Source organism: Rhodococcus sp. ACPA1 (assembly GCF_002300195.1).
GTDB classification, from domain to species: Bacteria; Actinomycetota; Actinomycetes; order Mycobacteriales; family Mycobacteriaceae; genus Rhodococcus_F; species Rhodococcus_F opacus.
In genome coordinates this window covers 69377-93945 of record NZ_NSDX01000006.1, presented here as the reverse complement: position 1 = coordinate 93945, position 24569 = coordinate 69377, and the positions used below count along the sequence as shown (strand labels likewise).

At 68.6% G+C, this 24569-nt stretch carries 23 protein-coding genes; 13 read left to right on the top strand and 10 right to left on the bottom strand.

All coding sequences use genetic code 11. The features are described from left to right. Positions 1-75: 75 nt before the first annotated feature. The gene (locus CJ177_RS29825) at positions 76-579 is read left to right on the top strand and encodes a hypothetical protein (RefSeq protein ID WP_005243006.1); all 504 of its coding nucleotides are present in this window, start codon (positions 76-78) and stop codon (positions 577-579) included. Between the two features lie 49 nt (positions 580-628). Here the strand turns inward: CJ177_RS29825 and CJ177_RS29820 are convergent, their stop codons facing one another. Beyond that, positions 629-1483, bottom strand: coding sequence for a tRNA (adenine-N1)-methyltransferase (locus tag CJ177_RS29820; RefSeq protein ID WP_095869274.1), 855 nt, complete (start codon positions 1481-1483; stop codon positions 629-631). A 95-nt stretch (positions 1484-1578) separates the two neighbouring features. Here CJ177_RS29820 and CJ177_RS29815 point away from each other — a divergent pair, with 95 nt between their 5' ends. After that, positions 1579-2484: a RecB family exonuclease gene (locus tag CJ177_RS29815; RefSeq protein WP_005243009.1), complete on the top strand. Its 906-nt coding sequence runs from the start codon at positions 1579-1581 to the stop codon at positions 2482-2484. Further along, positions 2481-3317, top strand: a complete 837-nt coding sequence (locus CJ177_RS29810) for a thioesterase family protein (protein WP_005243010.1) — start codon at positions 2481-2483, stop codon at positions 3315-3317. Before CJ177_RS29815 ends, CJ177_RS29810 begins: the two co-directional genes overlap by 4 nt. A 64-nt stretch (positions 3318-3381) precedes the next feature. Here CJ177_RS29810 and hisG read toward each other — a convergent pair whose 3' ends face one another. Genes hisG through metH form a run of 6 tightly spaced genes read right to left on the bottom strand, consistent with a single transcriptional unit; the run spans position 3382 to position 10610 of the window. Further along, positions 3382-4233: an ATP phosphoribosyltransferase gene (gene hisG / locus CJ177_RS29805; protein WP_005243011.1), complete on the bottom strand. Its 852-nt coding sequence runs from the start codon at positions 4231-4233 to the stop codon at positions 3382-3384. 47 nt (positions 4234-4280) lie between these two features. Further along, positions 4281-4562: a phosphoribosyl-ATP diphosphatase gene (locus CJ177_RS29800; RefSeq protein WP_009473527.1), complete on the bottom strand. Its 282-nt coding sequence runs from the start codon at positions 4560-4562 to the stop codon at positions 4281-4283. 25 nt (positions 4563-4587) lie between these two features. After that, positions 4588-5481 (bottom strand): pseudouridine synthase, encoded by an 894-nt coding sequence (locus CJ177_RS29795; RefSeq protein ID WP_095869273.1) that lies wholly within the window; start codon positions 5479-5481, stop codon positions 4588-4590. A gap of 1 nt (position 5482) precedes the next feature. Continuing rightward, complete coding sequence (locus CJ177_RS29790; protein ID WP_061046063.1) at positions 5483-6340, bottom strand: rhodanese-related sulfurtransferase; 858 nt, start codon at positions 6338-6340, stop codon at positions 5483-5485. A gap of 15 nt (positions 6341-6355) precedes the next feature. Then, a complete protein-coding gene (locus tag CJ177_RS29785) occupies positions 6356-7048 on the bottom strand; it encodes an HAD family phosphatase (RefSeq protein ID WP_005243022.1) in 693 nt (230 codons plus the stop codon). After that, a complete protein-coding gene (metH, locus tag CJ177_RS29780) occupies positions 7041-10610 on the bottom strand; it encodes a methionine synthase (protein ID WP_025432819.1) in 3570 nt (1189 codons plus the stop codon). The genes CJ177_RS29785 and metH overlap by 8 nt, the downstream gene beginning before the upstream one ends. 51 nt (positions 10611-10661) lie before the next feature. Between metH and CJ177_RS29775 the strand changes: the two genes are divergently transcribed. The 6 genes from CJ177_RS29775 to CJ177_RS29750 all read left to right on the top strand — a co-directional run bounded on the left by CJ177_RS29775 (position 10662) and on the right by CJ177_RS29750 (position 18649). Beyond that, the gene (locus CJ177_RS29775; RefSeq protein WP_005243029.1) at positions 10662-11603 is read left to right on the top strand and encodes a PAC2 family protein; all 942 of its coding nucleotides are present in this window, start codon (positions 10662-10664) and stop codon (positions 11601-11603) included. Further along, complete coding sequence (locus CJ177_RS29770; protein WP_095869272.1) at positions 11600-12751, top strand: MFS transporter; 1152 nt, start codon at positions 11600-11602, stop codon at positions 12749-12751. The genes CJ177_RS29775 and CJ177_RS29770 overlap by 4 nt, the downstream gene beginning before the upstream one ends. A 90-nt stretch (positions 12752-12841) precedes the next feature. Then, complete coding sequence (nirB, locus tag CJ177_RS29765; protein WP_005243031.1) at positions 12842-15337, top strand: nitrite reductase large subunit NirB; 2496 nt, start codon at positions 12842-12844, stop codon at positions 15335-15337. Further along, positions 15334-15660: a Rieske 2Fe-2S domain-containing protein gene (locus CJ177_RS29760; RefSeq protein ID WP_025432820.1), complete on the top strand. Its 327-nt coding sequence runs from the start codon at positions 15334-15336 to the stop codon at positions 15658-15660. Before nirB ends, CJ177_RS29760 begins: the two co-directional genes overlap by 4 nt. A gap of 124 nt (positions 15661-15784) precedes the next feature. Then, positions 15785-17971 carry an acyltransferase family protein gene (locus CJ177_RS29755; RefSeq protein WP_061046065.1) on the top strand — a complete coding sequence of 729 codons (2187 nt, stop codon included), beginning with the start codon at positions 15785-15787 and terminating at the stop codon, positions 17969-17971. A gap of 99 nt (positions 17972-18070) precedes the next feature. Beyond that, positions 18071-18649 (top strand): carboxymuconolactone decarboxylase family protein, encoded by a 579-nt coding sequence (locus tag CJ177_RS29750; RefSeq protein WP_005243036.1) that lies wholly within the window; start codon positions 18071-18073, stop codon positions 18647-18649. 14 nt (positions 18650-18663) lie between these two features. Here CJ177_RS29750 and CJ177_RS29745 read toward each other — a convergent pair whose 3' ends face one another. Further along, a complete protein-coding gene (locus CJ177_RS29745) occupies positions 18664-19104 on the bottom strand; it encodes a DUF3224 domain-containing protein (RefSeq protein WP_025432821.1) in 441 nt (146 codons plus the stop codon). 65 nt (positions 19105-19169) lie between these two features. Between CJ177_RS29745 and CJ177_RS29740 the strand changes: the two genes are divergently transcribed. Continuing rightward, positions 19170-19970, top strand: a complete 801-nt coding sequence (locus CJ177_RS29740) for an AraC family transcriptional regulator (RefSeq protein ID WP_005243040.1) — start codon at positions 19170-19172, stop codon at positions 19968-19970. 16 nt (positions 19971-19986) lie between these two features. On the opposite strand, the gene CJ177_RS29735 is transcribed toward CJ177_RS29740, so the two are convergent. Beyond that, a complete protein-coding gene (locus CJ177_RS29735) occupies positions 19987-20199 on the bottom strand; it encodes a hypothetical protein (protein WP_005243042.1) in 213 nt (70 codons plus the stop codon). An 11-nt stretch (positions 20200-20210) separates the two neighbouring features. After that, on the bottom strand, positions 20211-20792 hold the full coding sequence (locus tag CJ177_RS29730) for a helix-turn-helix domain-containing protein (RefSeq protein WP_007299039.1): 582 nt from the start codon (positions 20790-20792) through the stop codon (positions 20211-20213). A 47-nt stretch (positions 20793-20839) separates the two neighbouring features. On the opposite strand from CJ177_RS29730, the gene CJ177_RS29725 reads away from it, so the two are divergent. From CJ177_RS29725 to CJ177_RS29715, 3 genes are all read left to right on the top strand, one after another. Then, entirely contained in the window at positions 20840-21691 is an 852-nt protein-coding gene (locus CJ177_RS29725) for a trans-aconitate 2-methyltransferase (RefSeq protein WP_095869271.1), read from the top strand. 168 nt (positions 21692-21859) lie between these two features. Then, entirely contained in the window at positions 21860-22981 is a 1122-nt protein-coding gene (locus tag CJ177_RS29720; protein ID WP_095869270.1) for a helix-turn-helix domain-containing protein, read from the top strand. Between the two features lie 183 nt (positions 22982-23164). After that, on the top strand, positions 23165-24328 hold the full coding sequence (locus CJ177_RS29715) for a hypothetical protein (protein WP_095869269.1): 1164 nt from the start codon (positions 23165-23167) through the stop codon (positions 24326-24328). Positions 24329-24569: the final 241 nt, after the last annotated feature.

The window sequence follows — 24569 nt, the reverse complement described above, 5'->3', positions numbered from 1 at the left end:
CACCGAACCTCTCATGTTAGCCTTACCTACCTGTCGAGCAGTTCCTCTCTGTTCTGTGTAACGAAAGGGTTCGTCGTGATAATCCGCAAGCCCCTGAACGGAACATCCTTCATCGGTAGGTCCGTGGTTGCCGTGGGCGCGGTGGTCTTCGCGCTCGGGATGTCGGCCTGCTCGTCCGACGACGCTTCCGACACCGCGACAGCGACGTCCGCGGCCACGTCGTCCGCGGCAGGCGAGGCGGTTGCCGCCCCCACGTCGGACGAACTGCTCGGTACGCTCCAGGTCCTCGTGGACCCCGCCCGACCGGTCGACGAGAAGACCGTCGTGGTCGTCGACGGCGACGAACGCCGCCCGAATCTCGAGGCCATGACGGCGGCCATGGCCAGCTACCCGGTGTCCTTCACGGTCACGGATGTGCAGGTAGAGGGCGATACCGCGACGGCGAACGTCGCGATCGTCAGCCCGCACGGCACGGCCGCTCCGACCGCGTGGACGTGGGAGAACGTCGACGGCACCTGGAAGGTGTCGGACGAGAGCACGTGCACCCTGCTGGGCATGGCACGCGCCGGCTGCAGCTAGTTTTCCCTCCTTCGGCGGCGTCCTGTCCGGGCGCCGCCGAAGGCGTGTCTCAGCCCTTGCCCGACCGGCGCTGCGGCCTGGGGGTGACGGTTCCCTCGGCGAGACGCCGGGCGCTCACCAGGAACGCGGTGTGGCCCTGCATCCGGTGTTCCGGGCGTACGGCGAGCCCGACGACGTGCCACCCGCGGACGATCGACTCCCAGGACCGCGGCTCGGTCCAGCACTCCTGCTCGCGCATCGCCTCGACCACCTTCGAGAGCTGCGTCACAGTGGCGACGTAGACGATGAGCACACCGCCGGGAACCAGCGCCTTGGACACCGCGGGCAGCGCGTCCCAGGGGGCGAGCATGTCGAGGACCACCCGGTCGACCTGACCGCCCGCCGCCTCGGCGTCGAACTCGGCCACGTCGGCGATGGTCAGGTCCCAGTTCTCGGGACGCTCCCCGAAGAACGTCTCGACGTTCCGGACCGCGTGTTCGGCGTGGTCGTCGCGCACCTCGTACGAGATGACCCGCCCTTCCGGACCGACCGCTCGCAGCAGTGAGCACGTCAGCGCGCCCGAGCCGGCGCCTGCCTCGAGCACGCGGGCGCCGGGGAAGACGTCGCCCTCGTGGACGATCTGCGCGGCGTCCTTCGGGTAGATGACCTGCGCCCCACGGGGCATCGACAGGATGTAGTCGACGAGCAGCGGTCGCAGCGCGAGGTACGGGGTGCCGTTGGTCGACTTGACCACGCTGCCCTCGTCGGTGCCGATCAGGTCGTCGTGCAGGATGCCGCCGCGGTGCGTGTGGAACTCCTTGCCGGCCTCCAGGTTGACCGTGTAGTGCCGGCCCTTGGCGTCCGTCAACTGGACGCGATCGCCCACCCGAAACGGTCCACTCGGTCGCGTTTCGCGTCCCACCATCGTCACCGACTCCTCAGCCTGTTCGTCCGGCGCCGTCCGGCGCCCGCACCGCAGCCCCGACTCGACTGTCGGACCGGGGGCCTACCCTGCCAGGTGTGAGCATCTCAGAGTCGCCAGCCCCCGTCACAAAGGGTTCCCCGTCACAGCCCGGCGACACTTCGGCCACCCGCAGGCGCCCCGCCCTGTCACCGTCCCGCGCCGGCGACTTCAAGCAGTGCCCGCTCCTCTACCGTTTCCGCGCGGTCGACCGGCTCCCCGAGGCGCCGTCGCGCGCGCAGGTGAAGGGCACGGTCGTGCACGCCGCGCTGGAGACCCTGTTCGGGCTGCCCGCGGCCGAACGCGTTCCGCAGAAGGCGGTCGATCTGGTCCTCCCGTCGTGGGAGCGCATTCTCGCCGAGGCCCCCGACCTGATCGACCTGGTCCCCGAGGACCAGCGCGACACGTTCCTCGACGAGGCGCGGTCCCTCGTCACCGCGTATTACGAGCTCGAGGACCCCACCCGGTTCGAGGCCGAATCGTGCGAGCAGCGCGTCGAGACCGAACTCGCCGACGGGGTGCTGCTCCGCGGATTCGTCGACCGCATCGACGTCGCCCCCACCGGGGAGGTGCGGGTGGTCGACTACAAGACGGGCCGTGCACCACGCGAGATGTCCGAGTCCAAGGCCCTGTTCCAGATGAAGTTCTACGCGCTGGTCCTGTTGCGCACCCGCGGCATCGTCCCCGCGCAGTTGCGGCTGCTGTACCTCGCGTCCGGCACGGTCCTCACCTACGCACCCGACGAGGACGAACTGCTGCGGTTCGAGCGCACGCTGTCGGCGATCTGGAAGGCCATCCTGGCGGCCGGTGTCACCGGCGATTTCCGACCCAAGCCGAGCCGGCTCTGCGACTGGTGTGATCATAAGTCCCTGTGCCCCTCGTTCGGCGGAACGCCGCCTCCCTACCCGGGATGGCCCGAGGGGCCTGCCGAAGACGCACCGGGTTTCGAGGAGATTGTCGAATGAGTTCCGAGTCCTATTACGTACCACTCGGTTCGGAAGCACTGAGTGCGCCGGAAGTGGACTCGGACCAGAAGATCACCGTCGAGCGGTTCGACAGCACGGATCTGACGATCAGTGTGTGGGCCGAGACGATGCAGCACGGCGCTCCCCCGTCCGCGCTGCTCGTGCGAGCACTCGAGCGCTGCGCGCCTCGCGACGACGTGCGTCTCACGCGGGTCGTGGTCGAGATCCTCGGTCCCATCCCGATCGCCGAACTCGAGGTCCGGTCCTGGGTGCAGCGACCGGGACGCCGGGTGGAGCTGGTGGTCGCCGAGTTGTGGACCGTCGGCGACCGGCCCCGTGCCGTGGCGCGGGGCTCGGCGTGGCGGATGGAGACCGTCGACACCAGCGACGCCGTCCACGTCGTCGACCCGCCGCTCGAACCGCGGTCCACCGGCCGGGACGGCAAGTTCGGCGAGGCCTGGAATTCGGGCTACCTGACGACCCTCGACTGGCGGTGGATCGCCGAGATGGGATGCGAGGGCCCGGGCAAGCTGTGGGCGAAGCCGCGGCCCGCACTGGTTCTCGGCGAGGCCATGACGCCGCTCGAGCGGCTGTTCTCCATCGCGGACATCGCCAACGGCGTGGGATCGAAACTCGACCCGGCAGACTGGACGTTCCTCAACACCGACCTCACCGTGCACATCTTCCGGGTCCCCGAGGGCGACTGGGTGGGGGTCAGCTCCGAAACCTCCATCGGACCCGACGGAGTGGGCATGTGCGCGGGCGTGCTCTACGACGAGACCGGCGCCGTCGGCCGGATCGCCCAGACCGTACAGGTCCGCGCCCGCCCCTGAGCGGAGCGAGCGCGGATCGTGTTGCGGGCGGAACGGGCGCGGATCGTGTTGCGGTGGAACGAGATCAGAGTGCGCGGCAGGACCGGATGTTGGACGCGAGGATGGCCTTGGCACCGAGGTCCGCGAGTTCGTCCATGACTCCGTTGTGGCCCTTGATCGGCACCATCGCCCGGACCGCGACCCAGTTCTCGTCGGCGAGCGGCGACAATGTCGGCGACTCCAGGCCCGGGGTGATCTTCAACGCGTCGTCGAGGATCGTCTTGGGGCAGTCGTAGTCGAGCATCAGGTTCTGCTGCGCGAAGACGATGCCGCGCACCCGCTCGACCAGCTGGTTGCGCGCGGAATCGCCGGCGGGCGAACCGGCGCGCTCGATGAGCACACCCTCGGAGTCGCACAGGGTGTCGCCGAACGCGACCAGGTTGTGCTGGCGCAGCGTGCGGCCGGAGCCGACGACGTCGGCGATGGCGTCGGCGACGCCGAGCTGGATCGAGATCTCCACGGCCCCGTCGAGGCGGATGACCGAGGCCTCGATCCCGCGGGCGGACAGGTCGTCGCGCACCAGGTTGGGGTAGGACGTGGCGATCCGGAGTCCGGCGAGGTCCTCGACCGACCAGTCCTTGCCCGCGGGGGCGGCGTACCGGAACGTGGAGCGGCCGAAGCCGAGCGACAGCCGTTCGGAGACGGGGGCACCCGAGTCGCGGGCGAGGTCGCGGCCGGTGATGCCGAGATCGAGTTCACCGGATCCGACGTAGATCGCGATGTCCTTGGGGCGCAGGAAGAAGAACTCGACCTGGTTGGACGGGTCGAGGACGGTCAGGTCGCGGGAGTCGGTGCGACGGCGGTAGCCGGCCTCGCTGAGGATTTCGGCGGCGGACTCGGACAGCGAGCCCTTGTTGGGGACTGCGACGCGCAGCATGGCTGAGGGTTCCTTTCGGGAGCGGGTGGAGGAGTCTCGATCACCGATCACAGATGTCGGTAGACGTCCTCGAGCTTCAGGCCCTTACCCACCATCAGCACCTGCGTCCAGTACAGCAGCTGAGAGATCTCCTCGGCGAGCGCCTCGTCGCTCTCGTGCTCGGCGGCGATCCACACCTCACCCGCCTCTTCGAGGATCTTCTTTCCCTGCGAATGGACGCCGGCGTCCAAGGCGGCAACGGTGCCGGACCCCTCGGGGCGGGTAGCGGCACGCTCGGTCAGCTCGGCGAACAGGGATTCGAAGGTCTTCACGAGGACCCATTGTTTCACGCCGCCGCGGACCTCTCCGAACCGGTCACCACCCGAGTGTGCGGCGACTCTCGAACCGGCGGACCTCGCCCGAACGGGGGTCGGTGAACTCGATGGCCCGCGCCAGCAACCGCAGCGGGGTCGAGAAGTCACCGGGCTCGGATCGGCGGAAGTCCGGGTAGTAGTTGTCGCCCTCGATCGGCAGGCCCAGCGACGACATGTGCAACCGCAGTTGGTGCGTCCGGCCGGTCTTCGGCAACAGCCGGTACCGCGCGCGGCGGTCCCGGGTCTCGATCAGCTCGACGACGGTCTCGCTGTTCGGTTCTCCCGGTTCCTCCGTCGCCGTCATGATCCCGTGTTCCTTGACGATGCGGCTGCGGATGGTCCGCGGAAACGCGAGCGTCGGATCGTGCCCGGCGACGGCCTCGTACTCCTTGGTGACCTGCTGGGAGACGAACAGTTCCTGATACGGCCTGCGGTCTTCCGGCCTGATCAGGAACACCAGGACGCCGGCCGTCATCCGGTCGAGCCGGTGGGCCGGCGTGAGGCCGGGCAGGTCGAGCGCCCTCCGCAGCCGCACGACCGCCGTCTCGGTGATGTGCGCGCCCCGCGGAATGGTCGCGAGGAAATGGGGTTTGTCGATGACCACGAGGTGGTCGTCGCGGTGCAGGACGTCGATCTCGAACGGAACCGGGATCTCGGGTGCGGGGTCGCGGTAGAAGTACACGAAACGGGTCGGGGCATAACGGGTCCCGCGGTCGACGACCCTCCCGTGCTCGTCGACGATGTCCCCGCCGTCGATCAGGGACAGCCAGTGCGCGCGCTCGTCCGGGTACGCCTCGACCAGGAATTCGGCGACCGTCCTCGCGCCGACGCCTGCCGGCATCCGGATGCGGTCGGGACCGAGGCCGTTGCGGACCGGCAGGGGCGCCCCCGCCACCTCAGCCCGCCCTGTTCTCGGTGCAGCCGACGCAGACGAGCACGAGTTCGCGGCCCCGATCGTCCGGCAGATTCTCGTACCGGGACGTCGGACCCCCGCACGTGCTGCAGCGCCCCAGAGTCTTGGCCTGATCGCTGAACTCGATGTTCATCCGCTTGTCGAAGACGTACAGGGATCCCTCCCACAGGCCCGTGTCACCGAACGTCTCGCCGTAGCGGACGATGCCGCCGTCCAGTTGGTAGACCTCGCCGAACCCGCGCGAGCGCATCAGCGACGACAGGACCTCGCACCGCACTCCCCCGGTGCAGTAGGTGACGACAGCCTTGTCCTTCAGATGGTCGTACTTGCCGCTGTCGAGTTCGTGCACGAACTCGCGCGTGGTGGACACGTCGGGCACGACGGCGTCCCGGAATCGGCCGATCTCCGCCTCGAAACCGTTGCGCCCGTCGAAGAAGACGACGTCGTCTCCGCGACCCTCGACCAGGCGGTGCACCTCGTCGGGCGCGAGATGGGTGCCGCCGCCGACGACACCGTCCGCGTCCACCTTCAGCTCGCCCGGCGCACCGAACGTCACGATCTCCGATCGCACCTTGACGCTCAGCCGCGGGAAGTCGTCACCGAGCCCGTTCGACCACTTGATGTCGGCGTCCTTGAACGGGGCGTAGCTGCGCGTCCCCTTCACGTACCGCTTGACGTCGTGGATGTCACCACCGACCGTCGCGTTGATGCCGTGCTCGGAGACGAGGATCCGTCCGGTGAGGTTGTTCGCCTCGGCGAGTGTGTACTGCCACAGCCGTATCGCCTCCGGGTCGGCGAGCGGAGTGAACACGTAGAACAGCACGATTTTCGGGACAGCCACGGGATACCAGACTACCTAGAGACGGACGGCACTCCGCTGCGCCCACACCTCTGCCAGGTCGGAACCGGTGAGACCCTCGAGACTGTCCCGAAACACCCGCCCCGGGCCGTCGGCCACCGCGATCTCGCACGGAACGATCAGGACGACGCACCCCGCGGCCTGCGCGGACGCCGCACCGGTGGGCGAGTCCTCGATGGCGAGGCACTGCGACGGATCCAGTCCCAACAGTTCCGCGCCCCGCAGGTACGGGTCGGGATGCGGTTTGCCTGCCGGCACCTCGTCGCCGCACACTGAGTGGTCGAAGTGGTGCCTGCCGAGCGTCTCGAGTGCCCGCTCGGTGAGCCGGCGCTCGGTGTTGGTCACCAGCGCCGACCTCAGGCCGTGCGACCGGACGGTCCGCAGTGCGTCGTGGGCGCCCGGCCGCCACGGGATCCCGTCGCCGAACAATTCCTCGACGCGGGTGAACATCCATTCCTTGGCCTCGGCGAGCGCCGCCGGATCCCGGTCGAGCCCGAGGGCGTCGAAGATGACGCCGAGGGCGTTGGCGCTGGACGCGCCGATCGTCTTCAGCCGCGTCTCCTCGGTCATCGGACCGCCGAGGTGCAGCGACAACTCGCGGACCGCGACGTCCCACATCTTCTCGGAATCGAGCAGCGTTCCGTCCATGTCCCACAGAACACCTGCGAGACCGTCGAATGCATCAGACATTGAAGTACTTCGCTTCCGGGTGGTGCAGCACGAACGCATCCGTGGACTGCTCGGGATGCAACTGCAATTCCTCGGACAACTTCACACCGATCCGTTCGGGTTCGAGCAGAGCGACCATCTTCGCGCGGTCCTCCAGGTTGGGGCAGGCACCGTATCCGAAGGAGTAGCGGGCACCGCGGTAGGCGAGGTCGAAGAATCCGGACACCTCGGACGGGTCCTGCTCGGCCACGTTGTGACCGCCGGGCAGCACGAGTTCCTCGCGGACCCGTTGATGCCAGTACTCGGCCAGCGATTCCGTCAGCTGCACGCCGATGCCGTGCACCTCGAGGTAGTCGCGGTACGCGTTGGCGGCGAACAGCTCGTTCGCGAAGTCCGCGATCGGCTGCCCCATGGTGACGAGCTGCATCGGGAACACGTCGACCTGACCGGTCTCCTTCGCCTCGGTGCGGGACCGGACGAAGTCGGCGACGCACAGGAAACGGTCGCGGTGCTGGCGCGGGAACGTGAACCGGAAGCGTTCCTCGGCGTCGGGTGTCGGGTCGGTGAGCACGACCACGTCGTCGCCCTCGGACACGGCGGGGAAGTAGCCGTACACGACGGCGGCGTGCGCGAGGATTCCCTCGGTGCTCAGCCGGTCGAGCCAGTACCGCAGGCGGGGTCGGCCCTCGGTCTCCACCAGTTCCTCGTAGGTGGGACCGTCGCCGGAACGCTGCCCGCGCAGACCCCACTGCCCGAGGAACAGGGCGCGCTCGTCCAGCAGCCCGGAGTAGTCCGACAGCGAGACGCCCTTGACGATCCGGTTGCCCCAGAACGGCGGGCTCGGGACGACGATGTCGGTGGCCACGTCGGATCGCTCCGGCACCTCGATCGGGGTCTCGGCCGCCTTGCGCTTCTCCGCGATTCGCTTGGACCGCTCGTGCCGTGCCTTCCGTTCGGCCGCCTTCTCGCGGGCCGCGATCGCTTCCGGACTGTCCGGGTCGGGTCCGCCGCCACGCTTGACGGCCATGATCTCGTCCATCCGGTGCAGGCCCTCGAACGCGTCGCGCGCGTAGCTGACGTCGCCCTCGTACACCTCGGCCAGGTCGTTCTCCACGTAGGAACGGGTCAGCGCGGCACCACCGAGGAGGACGGGGAACTTCTCCGCGACACCCTTGGCGTTGAGTTCCTGCAGGTTGTCCTTCATCACCACGGTCGACTTCACGAGCAGCCCGGACATGCCGATGACGTCGGCCTTCTGCTCGATCGCCGCGTCGAGGATCGTCGCGATCGGCTGCTTGATGCCCAGGTTCACCACGTCGTACCCGTTGTTGCTCAGGATGATGTCGACGAGGTTCTTGCCGATGTCGTGGACGTCGCCCTTCACGGTGGCGATGACGATGCGGCCCTTGCCGTCCTCGTCGGTGGCCTCCATGTGCGGTTCGAGGTATGCCACGGCCGCCTTCATCACCTCGGCGGACTGCAGCACGAACGGCAGCTGCATCTGCCCGGACCCGAAGAGTTCACCGACGGTCTTCATGCCGGACAGCAGCGTCTCGTTGATGATCGCGAGCGGCGGCTTCTCCTCCATCGCCGCGGTGAGGTCGTCGTCGAGGCCGTTGCGTTCACCGTCGACGATGCGGCGTTCCAGCCGCTCGAACAGCGGCAGCGCCGCCAGTTCCTGGGCGCGGGATTCGCGCGCCGACGCCGCGGAGACGCCCTCGAACAGTTCCATCAGCTTCTGCAGCGGGTCGTAGCCCTCGCGGCGGCGGTCGTACACCAGGTCGAGGGCCGTTTCCCGCTGTTCGTCGGGGATCCGCGCCATCGGCAGGATCTTCGACGCGTGCACGATGGCCGTGTCCAGGCCGGCCTCGGTGCACTCGTGCAGGAACACCGAGTTCAGGACCTGCCGGGCCGCCGGGTTGAGACCGAACGAGATGTTGGACACGCCGAGGGTGAAGTGCACCCGCGGATGCCTCTTCTTCAGCTCGCGGATCGCCTCGATCGTTTCGATGCCGTCGCGGCGGACCTCTTCCTGACCCGTGGAGATCGGGAAGGTCAGCGCGTCGATGATGATGTCGGACTCGTCGAGACCCCAGTTCACGGTGATGTCTTCGAGCAGACGCTCGGCGATGCGGACCTTGTGCTCCGCGGTGCGCGCCTGGCCCTCCTCGTCGATGGTCAGCGCGACGACGGCGGCGCCGTGCTCCGTGACGAGCCGCATGATCTTCTGGAACCGCGAGTCCGGTCCGTCGCCGTCCTCGTAGTTGACGGAGTTCACGGCGCACCGGCCGCCGAGGTGCTCGAGGCCGGCCTGCAGGACCGCGGGCTCGGTGGAGTCGAGCATGATCGGCAGCGTCGACGACGTCGCGAACCGGCTTGCGAGGGCGGCCATGTCGACGGCACCGTCGCGTCCGACGTAGTCGACGTTGAGGTCGAGCATGTGGGCGCCGTCGCGGGTCTGGTCCTTCGCGATATCGAGGCACTTCTGGTAGTCCTCGGCGATCATCGCCTCGCGAAATGCCTTGGAGCCGTTGGTGTTCGTGCGTTCACCGATCATCAGGATGCTGGCGTCCTGCTGGAACGGCACCGCCGTGTACAGCGAGGACGTCCCCGACTCGTGCACCGGGTTCCGCTCGGCCTTCTCGACCAGGCGGACCGCTTCGGCCACCTGCCGGATGTGCTCCGGGGTGGTGCCGCAGCAGCCGCCGACCAGACCGAGACCGAACTCGGTGACGAAACCGCTGAGCGCCTCGGCGAGCTCCTCCGCGGTGAGCGGGTACTCGGCGCCGTTCGGGCCGAGCTGCGGCAGTCCGGCGTTGGGCATCACCGACACCGGGAGGGAGCTGTACTTGGACAGGTGGCGGAGATGTTCGCTCATCTCGGCGGGACCGGTCGCGCAGTTGAGGCCGATCATGTCGATACCGAGCGGCTCGAGCGCAGTCAGCGCGGCACCGATCTCGCTGCCGAGGAGCATCGTGCCGGTGGTCTCGACCGTGACGTGGGTGATGATCGGCAGCCGCGACCCCAGCGTCTCCATCGCCCGCTGACTGCCGAGGATGGCGGCCTTCACCTGCAGCAGGTCCTGGCAGGTCTCGACGAGGATCGCGTCCGCGCCCCCGTCGATCATGCCCATCGCAGCCTCCGCGTAGGCGTCGCGGAGGACCGCGAACGGCGCGTGGCCCAGCGTCGGCAGCTTGGTTCCGGGTCCCATCGAGCCGAGGACGAAGCGGCCCATGCCGTCGCGTCCGGGCCCCATCTCGTCGGCCACGTCACGCGCCAGCCGGGTGCCCTTCTCGGCCAGTTCCCGGATACGGTCCGAAATGTCGTAATCGGCGAGGTTGGGTAGGTTGCACCCGAACGTGTTGGTCTCGACGGCGTCCGCCCCGGCCTCGAAGTACGCGCGGTGGATGTCTTTCAGCACGTCAGGGCGGGTGTCGTTGAGGATTTCGTTGCAGCCTTCGAGCCCGAGGAAGTCGTCGAGCGTGAGGTCCGCGGCCTGCAACATGGTGCCCATGGCTCCGTCGCCGATGACAACGCGCTGGTTCAACGCATCGAGCAGGGCAGAGTGAAATGGCGCAGACATGCCGTCCAGACTAGTGGGCGCGCGAACCAATGCTGGCCGTAGGCTGGGTGGGTGAGTTCCAGTGAGTTCCCCGTCACGCCTGCGGGCCGCGCCGACGACACCCCCGACACCGCGGATGCCGGTGCGACGGACAGTGGCGTGCCCGTACTTCGTGACCCTGTCCTCGTCGCCGCCTTCGAGGGCTGGAACGACGCCGGCGATGCCGCGAGCGGAGCCGTCGAGCACCTCGAGTTGACCTGGGACGCCCAGCCGCTCGCCGAGCTGGACTCCGAGGAGTACTACGACTACCAGGTCAATCGACCCACGGTGCGGCAGGTCGACGGTGTCACCCGGGAGATCGTGTGGCCCGCCACCCGGCTGTCGGTGTGCTCGCCTCCCGGCAGCGACCGCGACGTGGTTCTGCTGCGTGGGATCGAACCGAACATGCGCTGGCGCAGCTTCTGCGAGGACCTCCTCGAGCTGATCGACCAGCTGCAGATCAACACCGTGGTGATCCTCGGGGCGCTGCTCGCGGACACCCCGCACACACGGCCGGTCCCGGTGACGGGCAGCGCGTACAGCAGCGAGGCCGCCGAGCGGTTCAAGCTCGAGCAGACCCGCTACGAGGGTCCGACCGGGATCACCGGGGTACTGCAGGACGCGTGCGTCCGGGCCGGTGTGCCTGCCGTGTCGTTCTGGGCGGCCGTGCCCCACTACGTGTCCCAGCCGCCGAATCCGAAGGCCACGGTGGCGCTGCTGCAACGCGTCGAGGATGTCCTGGACATCGAGGTGCCCCTCGGGGAACTCCCGGCCCAGGCCGACGACTGGCAGGAAGCGGTCACCGAGATGACCGCGGACGACGAGGAGATCGGCGAGTACGTCCGCTCACTCGAGGAGCGCGGCGACGCCGAGACCGACATCTCCGACGCCATCTCGAAGATCGACGGTGACGCGCTGGCGGCCGAGTTCGAGCGGTATCTCCGCAGGCGTGGGCCCGGCAGCTTCGGGCTGTGACGAAGAACTCATCCGAGTCGCTTCGTTCCTCACTCCAGCGCACGGCGCTCTACGCCGGCGGTTTCCTCGGTCCGTTCGGCGGCGGGGTCGTCGCCTCGATCCTTCCCGAGATCGGTGACGACCTCGGCGTGAGTGCGTCCGCCGCGGCCGGCTCGCTGACGGCGTACCTGCTGCCGTTCGCGTTGCTGATGCTGGTGTCGGGCACGCTGGGCGCCCGGTGGGGGCAGACGCGGACCGTGCGGATCGCGTACGGGGTCTACCTGCTGTCGTCGCTGGCGTGTTTCGTGGCGCCGACGCTGCCGCTCTTCCTCGGCGCCCGCGTGCTCCAGGGGTGTTCGAACTCGTTCACGACGCCGCTGCTGCTGGCGGCGCTCGCCGCCTCGACACCGAAGAAACATCTCGGCCGGGCGCTGGGGATCTTCGGCGCCTTCCAGGCCGCGGGACAGTCGAGCGCGCCGCTCGTCGGCGGGCTGGCGGCGGAGGTCGACTGGCGTCTCTCGTTCCTCGTCATCGCCCTCGTGGCCGCGGTGCTGGGTCTGGTCGGTGTTCCCGACAGTGCTCCCGCCGAGCCGGGGGCACCGCGCCCACGACTGCGCGACGCCCTCACCCCGTCGGTGCTGAGAATCGGGGTGGTCGCACTCCTCGGCTGGGGCGCGCTCGGTGGGCTGAGCTTCCTGGTGGCGTTCCGCGCCGAAGACGTCTTCGGGCTGAGCCCGACCCAGCGTGGGCTGCTGCTCACCGGGTTCGGCGTCGCCGGCATCCTCACCGCACGCTTCGTCGGCGGTGTCATCGACAAGATCGGGGCCCGGGCGGCCGTCCTGATCGGCGCGTTCGGCGGGGCGATTCTCGTCGCGGTCGCCGGGACCGTGTCCCTCCTCGCGGTCGCGGCCGTGGCGTGGTTCGCGGCCGGAATCGCCGGTCAGTTCATCCTGGTGGGGGTCAACGCCGCCGTGCTGGGTTCGCCGAGCCCGAACCGGGGCGGCGCGGTGTCCGTCGTGCAGGCGCTGCGATTCATGGGCAACGCGCTCGCCCCGATCACCCTCACCCCGGTGTACTCGGTGTCGCCCGCGGCCGGTTTCCTGCTGCCCGCCCTGCTCCTCGCCGTGCTGGCCCCGCTGCTCATGCCCCGCGACCGCGCACCTGCCTGACATGACTTCCGGGAGGGCTGTGAGGTGTTCCTGATTCCCACGTAACGTGCGCGCAGCCGTTACGACACTCCCGGGGCGGAGCCTCGACGCATGGCCAACACTCCGAGTTCGAGCAAGCTGCTGGTCGTCGGCAACGGTATGGCCGGCGCACGCACCGTCGAGGAGATCCTGAACCGTGGCGGCGGCGAGCGTTTCGAGATCACCATGATCGGCGACGAGCCGTACGGCAACTACAACCGGATCATGCTCTCGCACGTGCTGTCCGGGGAGGCGGCCGTCGACGACGAGGACCTCATCCTCAACCCCATGGGCTGGTACACCGCCAACGGCGTCAAACTCCACGCCGGCGACCGCGCGGTCGCACTCGACCGGTTCGCGAAGACGGTCACGTGTGAGAGCGGCCGCGTCGTCGACTACGACGTGCTCATCATCGCCACGGGAAGCAACACGTTCTTCCCCAACATGGACGGGTTGCGGGAGCACGACGGGCGCCTGGCCCGTGGGGTGTTCGGATTCCGGAACATCGCCGACACCAACGGCATGCTGCAGATGGCGCAGGCCCGCGACGACGTGTCCGCGGTGGTGATCGGCGGCGGTCTGCTCGGCCTGGAGGCCGCGTACGGGCTGCGCACTCAGGGTCTCACCGTCAACGTCGTGCATTCCCCCGGGCACCTGATGAACCAGCAGCTCGACGAACGCGGCGGCAGTGTCCTGCGCGCCGAGATCGAGAAACTCGGTGTCGGCGTCCATACCTCGATGCGGACCACCGCCGTGCTGCGCGACGACGCGGGCCTGGTGACCGGGGTGTCGTTCGTCGACGGCTCCACCCTGGACGCCGACATGGTCGTCGTCACCGCCGGAATCCGGCCCAATACCGAACTCGCGCGGGCCGCCGGGCTCGTGGTCGAACGCGGCGTCGTGGTGGACGACCAGATGCGCTGCGAGGACGAGGGTTCCGTGTACGCCGTCGGCGAGTGCGCACAGCACCGCGGGGAGACCTACGGCCTCGTCGCCCCGGTGTGGGAGCAGTCGGTCATCCTCGCCGAAGTCCTCACCGGCTCCAATCCCGAAGCGGCGTACATCGGTTCGCGCACCACCACCAAACTGAAGGTCGCCGGTGTCGACGTGGCCGCGATGGGAGTCAAGGGACCCGAGACGGCGGACGACGAGTTCGTCCAGTACTACGAACCGCGCAGCGGCACGTACAAGAGCCTCGTCGTCCGCGACGGCAAGCTGATCGGCGCCACCCTGATGGGCGACATCAGCAAGGCTGGATTCCTCACGCAGGCGTTCGACGGCAAAGTGCCGCTGCCCGAGGAGCGGATCAGCATGCTCTTCGACGTCGGAGCCCCGAGCGCCGCGACGAGTGTCGCCGATCTCCCCGACGACCTGCAGGTGTGCAACTGCAATGGTGTGAGCAAGGGCGATCTGGTGGCGTGCGTCCATTCCGGCGCCAAGACACTCACCGACGTCTGCGCCCAGACCCGGGCCGGAAAGGGCTGCGGCTCGTGCAAGGGTCTCGTCGCCGACATCGTGGCCTGCGCCGCGGGCGGCGAACTCGAGGCCGACCCCTCCGCAGACTGGTATGTGCCCTGCATCCCGATGACGAAACCCGAACTCATCGCGACCATCCGGGAACGCGACCTCCGCGCCGTGTCCCAGGTGTTCGCCGAGCTCGCGACGGACGCGAAGGAGGACGCGTCCGCGAAGATGCCCCTGGCCTCGCTGCTCCGCACCATCTGGGGTCCCGACTGGGTGGACGAGCGCGGCGCGCTGTTCATCAACGACCGCGTGCACGCCAACATCCAGCGCGACGGCACGTTCTCGGTGGTCCCGCAGATGAAGGGCGGCGTCACCACGCCAGAGCAACTCCGCAAGATCGCCGACGTGGCCGACAAGTACGGCGTGCCGCTCGTGAAGGTCACCGGCGGGCAGCGCATCGACCTCCTCGGCATCAAGAAGGAGGATCTCCCCAAGGTGTGGGGTGACCTCGACATGCCGTCCGGGTTCGCCTACGGCAAGAGCATGCGCACGGTGAAGACGTGCGTCGGAACCGATTTCTGCCGCTACGGTCTCGGCGATTCGACGAGCCTCGGCATTGCGCTCGAGGAGAGGTTCCAGGGCCTGGAGACGCCCGCGAAGTTGAAACTCGCGGTCGCCGGGTGCCCACGGAACTGCTCGGAGGCCCTGTGCAAGGACTTCGGGGTGGTCGCGGTCGGCGACGGCCGGTGGGAAATCTACGTCGGCGGCGCCGCCGGAGCGCACATCCGCAAGGGCGATCTGCTGGCGACGGTCGAATCCCCTGACGCCGTCGTGGAACTCGGCGGACGGTTCATCCAGTACTACCGCGAGAACGCGAAATGGCTCGAACGCACGTACGACTTCGTGCCGCGGGTGGGACTCGAACATCTTCAGGCGCTACTGGTCCGAGACGAGGAGGACATCGTGACGGGATTGGACGAGCGGATCCAGACGGCGGTGGACGGCTACCGGGATCCCTGGAAGGAGCGCAGCGCGCCGAAATCGCCCGCACAGTTCGCTCCGTCGCTCCCACTGCTGCCGCTTCCCCAGGTGCCGGTCCGATGACCGCCCTGATCGAGGGGCCTTCCGAGGTCGCGGTGGGGCCGGTCAGCGACCTGACGCCCGGCGAAGGCCGGACGTACGTCGTGCAGAACCGTCAGGTGGCCGTATTCCTGTTGTCGGACGGCACCGTTCGGGCGATGGATGCGGTGTGCCCGCACAAGGGCGGTCCCCTCGCCGACGGACAGATCGACGCCACCGGCGTGATGTGCCCGCTCCACCAGTACGCGTTCGCCTTCGACACGGGCGCCTGCGCATCCGAGGGTGTGGGCACGGTCCGCACCTACGCCGCCTCGGTTCGCGAGGGGTCGGTCGTCGTGCACGTGTGAGTGGCCAGTCACCAGTGCTCCGCCCTGATACGGCGTGCCTTTCGGGAAAGTCTCGGCACCGCTGTCATCATGAGCTCAATGCTGCAGCTGAAGGGGCGCGTCGCATGGACAGATCGCTGGTCGAGTGAATACCGTCGCGAGTCCGGAACGGCGACGCCGATCCGGTAACCGCCCTCCGGTCGGTGTCCAGCCGGCCGAGACGAGGTTCCGCGCGGACATCGAGGGTCTACGGGCCGTCGCCGTGCTGGCCGTGGTTCTCTTTCACGCGGGCGTGCCCGGAATCGACGGAGGTTTCGTCGGTGTCGACATCTTCTTCGTCGTCTCGGGGTTTCTCATCACCGGGCTGCTGTGGCGGAACGTCGCGAGCAGCGGCCGCGTGGGGTTGGCCGAGTTCTACGGTGCCCGGGCCCGCAGGCTCCTGCCCGCCGGGTGCATCGTGCTGGTGGCCACTGCGATCGGCTCGGCCCTGCTCCTGCCCCCTCTGCAGGCCCGCGCGGTCCTCGGTGACGGGGTCGCCAGTGCGCTCTACGTCGGTAACTACCGGTTCGCGCTGCACGGCACCGACTATCTGGCCGCCGACGCGCCCCCGTCACCGTTCCAGCACTACTGGTCGCTCGGCGTGGAAGAGCAGTTCTACCTGCTGTGGCCGGCGCTGATCATCGGGGTCGCCTGGCTCGTCCGGCGCAGGACACGGCGCCTCGACGCGGACGAAACACCGTCGACGACCCCGTATCTGATCGTGCTCGCCGTGGTCGCCGCAGTGTCGTTTGCGGTCTCACTCGACTGGACCCGGACCCTGCCGCCGTGGGCGTTCTTCTCGTTGCCCGCCCGCGGCTGGGAACTGGCCGCAGGCGGGTTGGTCGCCCTGTCGGTTCGGCACTGGCAGCGGCTGCCGTCGGTGGTTGCCGCCGCAGCCGGCTGGACGGGTTTCGCACTGATCGTGGTCGCCTGTTTCCGACTCGACGAGACGACGCCCTACCCCGGAACCGCCGCGCTGGTTCCGGTCGTCGGCACGGTGCTGGTGATCGGGGCGGGGTGTGCCGCACCCCGGCTGGGGGTCGGGCGGAGCCTGTCGCTGCCACCGATGCGGGCGGTCGGGCGGGTGTCCTATTCCTGGTACCTGTGGCACTGGCCGGTGCTGCTGCTCGCGCCGATCGTGCTCGGCCGCTCGCTCGACCTCACCGATCGTCTGGCGATGGTCATGGTGTCCGCGGGTCTGGCCGGACTGACACTGGTCCTGGTCGAGAATCCCGTCCGCTTCGCTGCTCCGCTGCGTCGTTCGGCCTCGCGCAGCCTCGTGCTCGGCGGCGCCGTCACCGCCATCGCAGTGTGTGCGGCACTGGTGTTGCTGATCGCGCGGCCGGTTCCGGTCGGACACGGAGCCGCGGCCACAGCCCTCACCGTCTCTGCGCCGGCCGAATCGGCGCCTACCGCAGTCGATCCGCGTGACGCGGCGGTGCACGACATGACCGCGCAGGTGCAGGCGGCTGTCGCGGAATCGGCAGGGCTGCAAGCGGTCCCGTCGAATCTGTCTCCACCACTCGCCGACGCGCCGGCAGACAAGCCGGAGGTGTTCGTCAACGGCTGTGTGCGGTCGTGGCTCGAAGTGGGTCAGGGCGAGTGTGCGACGGGGGACGTGGCGTCTCCGACGACGGTGGCGCTGGTCGGCGATTCGCATGCCGCGATGTGGGCCCCGGCGTTCGAATCGGCCGCCGAGCAGAATCATTGGCGGCTCGAGACGATGGGCAAGGTCACCTGCCCGCTTCTCGACCTCCCACTCACCAGCCCCTACCTCGGGCGGGAATACACCGAGTGCGAGCAGTGGCGCGGCGAGATCGTCGATCGGCTGCGGACCGAACGGCCCCGGTTGGTGGTGCTGAGCATGTCCCGGCGGTACGGCGCCGATTTCGGTTTCACCGTCTACGGTCAGGCCTGGCTCGACAGCCTGACCCGCCTGGTCACGGAACTGCGGGCCACGGGTGCGGCCGTCCTCGTCCTCGGACCGATTCCGGATCCGCAGTCGACCGTACCGACGTGCCTGTCCGCCCATCTGGACGACGCGACCGCCTGCTCGCCGCCACGGCCGGTCGCGGTGAACGACGCCGGCGTCGTGGCCGAGGCGGTGGCCACCGCGGCAGGCGGCGGGCGGTACGCCGACCTCACCGCCCTGTTCTGCACCGCCGAGCGCTGCCCCGTCATCGTCGGCAACGACCTCGTGTACCGCGACGACAACCACCTGACCCTCGAACACGCTCAGGCACTCTCGCCCGTCGTCGCCGCGGTGGCCGACCGCGCACTCGCACCGGGCTGAGCGGTAGCGAAGGTTCCTGCAACCAATTCCGGTTCGGGTGTCACATTCGGTTCGTGGCCGGTGTCTCATGCCGAGAGCACGACAACCGGAGGAGGAATCATGGCCGGCAATACCCGGATCCCGAAGGCCGAACTGACCGGTATCTACGGCGCGATCGTCAAGCGGATGTCCCGCAAGATGCTCGGCGAGGTGGCCGAGCCGGTCGAGGTCGCGTGGCACAACCGGAAGGTGCTGAACTTCAGCTTCAGCGTCGGTCGCCAGGCACAGAAGTGGGATCAGTGTGACGCGAACCTGAAGTCGTTTGCCCACATGGCGGTGGCCGGCCTGGTCGGCTGCAGCTTCTGCCTGGACTTCGGCTACTTCCAAGCCCACAACGAGGGCCTCGATCTGACCAAGGCATGCGAGGTACCCCGCTGGCGCCGGTCGGACGTGTTCACGCCGCTGGAGCGGGACGTGCTCGAGTACGCCGAAGCGATGACCCAGACCCCGCCGACGGTCACCGACGAAATGTCGGCCAGGCTGCTCGACGCGCTCGGCCCGGCCGCGCTGGTGGAACTGACCGCGTTCATCGCGCTGGCGAACTTCGCGACCCGCACCAACACCGCGTTCGGCATCGAATCACAGGGCTTCGCGACGGCGTGTGGCCTGAAGCCCCTCGCCGCACCCTCGACGACATGAGCGACGTCGAAATGTCAGCCGACGTCGTACGACAGAACGAATTCGTAGCCGCTGTCGCCGGGGCCCGCGATCGACAGGTCCGCGCTGCCGCGTAGGTCGATCAGACCGCCGGTGCCCATACCCGGCACCACCTCGATCCGTGCCGCCACCGACCCCTGGTCCTGGCTGCCGATGTGCTGGAACACGCACGTTCCGTCGTGCCCGCCGATCGAGCCCTCGAAGCGTTCGAGGCCGAGCACCGGCGCGGCATCGGCCTTGTATGCGATCAGGTAGACCACCGTGCTCGTTCCCTCGATGTCCCCGGAGTACGAGTACGCGACGGTCGCTCGGTTGGCACCGCGTGTGGGGTAATAGGTGTCGCCGGCGCTCGTACCTTCGCCGTCGATGTCGACGATCACCGATTCCGACCACGACGCGATGGAGAACTTGCCTCGTGCAGTGTGTGAGTAGCTCATGACACGTGACCCTAGGTACGCGGCAGCGTGGCGTTCTTGAACATTCGCGACACTAGGATGAGCGAATGTCGACTGTGCCAGGACATCCCGAGGCGATCGTCCGCCCGACGGCCGCCGCACCGGGGTTCGAGGTCGAACGGGTCGCTCCCCGAGAGGCTTTGGCCGAGTTCGTCGACTACCACTGGCTGGTGAGGTGGTCGGTGCCGCAGCCCCATCGTCAGCAGGTGGTGCCCCAGCCGCGCGTGCATGTCGCTGCCGAGGACGGACAGTTGCTGGTGCACGGGATCTCCCGGTCGCCGTTCTATCGAACGCTGACCGGGAAGGGCCACGTGCTGGGAGCCGCCTTCCACGCGGGAGGGTTCCGGCCGCTGTTGAAGGGCAGCGTCGGCGCGATCTCGGGAACCGTCCAGCCCGGACGGGATCTGCTCGCCGGTGACGATCGCCCGGTCGCGGAGCGAATCCTCGCCGGCACGGACAGCGCGGAGATGATCGACGCCTTCGAGCGATACCTTCTTCGCACCGATCCGGTTCCGGACCCCACGGGACGGGAGATCACAGCCCTGGTGGGCGACGCCCAGCGCAACCGCGACCTCGTCCGGGCAGACCAGCTCGCCGCACACGCCGGCTGCAGCCTGCGCACCCTGCAACGGCTGTTCACCGATTACGTCGGCATCGGCCCGAAGTGGGTGATCCAGCGATTCCGCATCCTCGACGCGGCCGGCGCCGCCCACTCGGGCGAGAGGATCGACTGGTCGGCGCTCGCCTACGAACTGGGGTTCAGCGACCAGGCGCACCTGACCCGTGTCTTCACTCACGTGGTCGGGACACCACCGGCCACCTATCAGCGCACGCGCGGCGCGCTGTAGCGCGGCCGGGCTCGGCTCACTTCGCGAAGCCGAGCCCCCGCTCAGCGAGTTCCTCCTCGAGGATTCGGATCGCCTTCGGTCCGACGCCGTGGATCTTCAACAGCTCCTTGGCGGTGACCGTCGTCAGTTGGTCGAAACGCGTATAGCCGTGGGATGCGAGCTCACGACGGGAGACCTTCCCCATGGTCGCCGGAAACTCCGTCTGGCCTGCAGTGTCGGAAGTCGACATGCCTGTCCTCTCTACTCGTTGTGATCGGCGTGCAGGTGGGCACGTTCCCCGTCGTGGTCGAAGATCGTGAGGATCTCCACGGGACCGTCGTGGGCGCCGATGGAGTGCGGCACCATGGTCGAGAACTCCGCTGCGGCGCCCGCTTCGATCAGTATGGTTCGCTCACCGAGCTGCAGGCGGGCTGTCCCCGACAGCACCGTGAACCACTCGTGGCCCGGGTGCACACTCACATGCTCCGGGCCTGCGGGCCGGTCGGAGGTGATGCGCATCTTCGCCACGGTCGCGCCGTGGAGCGCGCGTTCGCGGGACAGCAGCCAGATCGTCAGGCCTCGCGTGTGTTCGGGCTGCGGCCGGATCACCACATCCTCGTCCTCGACGGACTCGACGAGCTGATCGAGCGTGGTGCCGAGGGCCCGCGCGATGGGAACCAGTTGGTCGAGGGCGATCCTGCGGTGGCCGGTTTCGATGCGGCTCAGGGTGGACGGACTGAGAAAGCAGCGCGCGGCCAGCACGTCCAGTGACCAGCCGCGGGCCAGCCGAAGGCCTCGGATGCGTTGACGGATCACGCTGTCCAACCCGACTTCTTGCGTCATAGGCAAGAGTGTATGCGTATCGCGCAGTATGTGGCTAGCCTGGAGTAATGACACAGCATTCTCATCACCACGCCCGTCACCACGGCGGGCACACCCGGGATCACGAGGCAGCGCTGGCGGATCTACTGGACCTGGACGGCGAGGTCTTCGGCTCCTACCTGTACCCGGTGGCCGAATGGGTCGGACAGCGCACCGGGGAGACCACGCACCGGGTCGTCGACGTGGGGGCGGGAACGGGAGTCGGCAGCCTGACCCTTGCTCGACAATTCCCCGCGGCCGAGGTGATCGCGATCGACAGGTCGGAGGTGATGCTCGAGCGCCTCCGCACGGCCGCGAGCGGGCAGGGACTTGCCGGCCGATTGAGCGTCGTGCGCGCCGATCTGGATGTCGCGTGGCCCGCAGTCGACGCGGCGGACGTCGTGTGGGCGGCCTCCTCGTTGCACGAGGTCGCCGATCCCGACCGGGTGCTCCGCGACATGTACGGCGCGCTGAACACCGACGGCGTGCTGGTGGTCGTCGAGATGGACGCGCTGCCGCGCCTGTTGCCGGACGACCTCGGCCTGGGCCGCCCGGGCCTGGAGTCGCGCTGCCACGAAGCCTTGGCGCGGTTGGACTGGAACTCACACCCGAACTGGCGGGCCCACGTGGAACGGGCCGGTTTCGTGGACGTCGAGGAGCGCAGTTTCACCAGCGAGGCAACCCCGGCTCCGCCGAGCACCGGACGCTACGCACAGAATTTCCTGCGCCGCATCCGCTCCGCGCTCGACGGGCAACTTGCCGCCGACGACCGCGACACTCTCGATCGCCTTCTCTCGGAAGACAACCCCGACAGCGTCCTGCACCGCGGGGACCTGACGGTTCGGGGCAGCCGGACCGTCTGGATTGCCCGTCGCCCCTGAACCCGCCGGTCGGAGTGGAACTCGCCACGCCGTCCCGGCCTTGGGGAATGTTCACGTGGAGGTGGCGAGTGGTGGCGGGATCCGACTACTCGGTGGTGTTGGGAGCCGACCACGATAGTTCGGTCTATTTTTTGGTTCCGTCTCGGACCGATTCAGTAGACTGGCGATGTGCCGAATCAGGAGAACGCCGAATTCGCAGGTAGCGAGCCGAAGGTGCCGTTTCCCAAGCCGGAACGCGACATCGATCTCTACCGCCGGGCGATCGCCACCCTCCAGGCCGCACTCCCCCACGGCTGGACGTTGACGTCCGGAAAGTCCCGCTCCCTCGCCGACGCACCGGAACGATTGCTGGTCGGCGCGCCCAACGGCGAGGTGGCGTCCTTCTCCGTCATCCCCGCCCGAGGGGTGCTCGCGGGCGACGCCGCCCGGTTCGCCGACGGACTGTCCGGATCGGATCGCGGATTCGTCTGTGCCCGTTATCTTTCCGAGCCGGTTCGTCGACAACTCGACGCCAGGGGCCTCTCCTACGCCGATGCGACGGGCAACACCTCCCTCGCCGCGGACCGGCCCGCGATCTGGGTGCGCGACCGGGGCGCGGACGCCGACCCATGGCGCGGCCCCGGCCGTCCGGCCGCGCAGCTGACCGGCGATCCCGCCGCCCGGGTCGTGCGTGCCCTCGCCGATCATTCGGGTCAGCTGACGGTCCCCGAACTCGTCCGGCTGTCCGGCGCGTCCACCGGCGCGACCTATCGGGTGGTCGAAACCCTCGAAGAACGCGATCTGCTCGAACGACTCCCCCGTGGTCCCATCACCAGCGTCCGGTGGCAGCCGATGCTGCGCGCCTGGAGCAGCGACTCCAGTTTCAAGGACTGCCCCACCGTCGGCTACTTCGCACCCGAGGGCGTGCAGTCGTTCGTCGCGAAACTCGCGAAAGTCTCCGGCCACCTCTACGCGGTGACCGGATCACTCGCCGCCGCGGCGTTCGTCGAATACGCGCCGGCGCACCAGGTCCAGATCTACGCCGACCACGGCGAGGCGCTGGCCGGCGCACTCGAGCTACGCCCCGTCGATCAGGGCGCCAACGTCCTCGTCGCCACTCCCCGATCGGCTGCGGTCTTCGAGCGCACCCTCTTCCGCGACAACGTCCGCTTGGTCGCCCCCGCGCAGGCCTTCGCGGATCTTCTCGCCGGCACCGGTCGCCATCCGCAGGAGGCGGAGCACCTCCTCGACTGGATGACCGAGAACGTGACCGAGTGGAGAACGGCCCTCGGCGCACCGACGGTTACCTGACGGATCGCACGCCACGAGCGAAAACGACCCGACTGTGCGCAACACGACCACGCCACGCCGCGCGTGATGGCGCGCACAAGCGCGCTCGGGTAGCAGGATGTACATCTTGTGGCCTCACCGAGCGAATCGGAACGGGCCTGACGGAAGTCGCAATCCGTTCGTGAAACGAATAGAGGTACTTGCATGTCCATGGGAGTCGGGCTCAGGATCGGCAGTGTCGTGTCCACCGCCGTGGTGGCGTCGAACGATCCAGGATCCCCGGATCCGGTCGTCATCGTCCGGGACACCGTCCTGCACATGTGTCCGGACGGCACCGCAATTCTCGGCGGGTCGGCGCCGCACACGATCGGCGAAACCCACACCGTGTCGGGGTTCCTTCCCCGCGTCGGCGACCCGGCCGGTGTCGCGGTAGGCGACGGATCACGGTACCGCGCCGAAGACCTGGTCGCCGGCGCGATGCGATGCCTGCTCCGGGAGTGCGAGCCTCTCCCCGACCACGGCGGCCGGACCGGCGGCGCCCCCGACATCATGGCCACCTACCCCACCCGCTGGGACTCGGCCGCCGTCGCGGCGCTGCGCGACGCACTGGACTACGCCGACATGTCCTACCTGTCCCTCGTCTCGGACGCCGAAGCCGCCGCGGCCTGGTTCGAATCCGAGATCGCGGAGCGTCCCGGGCAGTTGGTCGGCATCTATCACGTCGACGACACCGGCGCGACTGTCGCGCTGATCCGCTCGGGCGTCGAGGCAGGCAAGGCGTTCCGCTTCTCCTCGGGGGGCTCCCCCACGGCCCAGATCGCCACCGCGCTCGGTGCGTTCGGCTGGCTGCCCAGCAACCTCGATGCCGTGGTCGTGACGGGCGACGGGCTGATCGCGCGGGACTCCGCGACCGTTCACGGGTTCGCGACCACGGTCGGTGAGAAGTTCGGTGTGCGGTGTGTCGTCGGCCCAGGACCCGAGCAGACCGCAGCGCTCGGTGCCGCCATCCGCGCCGCCGGGTTCAACCCGACCACCCACAAGGTCACCCCGATCGGCCTGCCGCCGTCGTACGACGTCACCGAGGTGATCGACGCCGTGGTCGGCGAGCCCGTCCCCTCTGGTCCCGCAACCCCGAGCCGGCCGGCGACGCGCGCGCACAACCCCGCGTCCGCCGCAGCGGTCGGCGCGTCCCCCGCGCGGGTGTCGGGCGGAACAGCCGTGGCGACACCGCCGGAACCTCGCGCCGTCGCGCAGTCCGGGGACGAATCCACCGCCGACTCGATGTCCCGGGCGTCCTGGCTCGTCGCTGCGGCGGTCGGGCTGGCTCTCGTGCTGGTGGCGATCGTCTTCGTGCTGTTCGTCCTCTGAATGCCCGCCTCCCTTCATCGGTGCAGCGGTGGGGTGAGGCGGGCCGATCGTGACGATGGAACATCGGTGACAGAGGGTGGTTGGTGCCGAGCCGGACCCTGTAATTCGGAAATTCATGGTGTTCCGTCAGGGGCCGATTCAAAGCGACAGGTTGATGATGCAGGTCGGCACGGCGTTCGCTCGACGGCTGCGCGACCGCATAACCTGTCACGGTGAGTGAATCAGGCAGCGATCCAGGTCG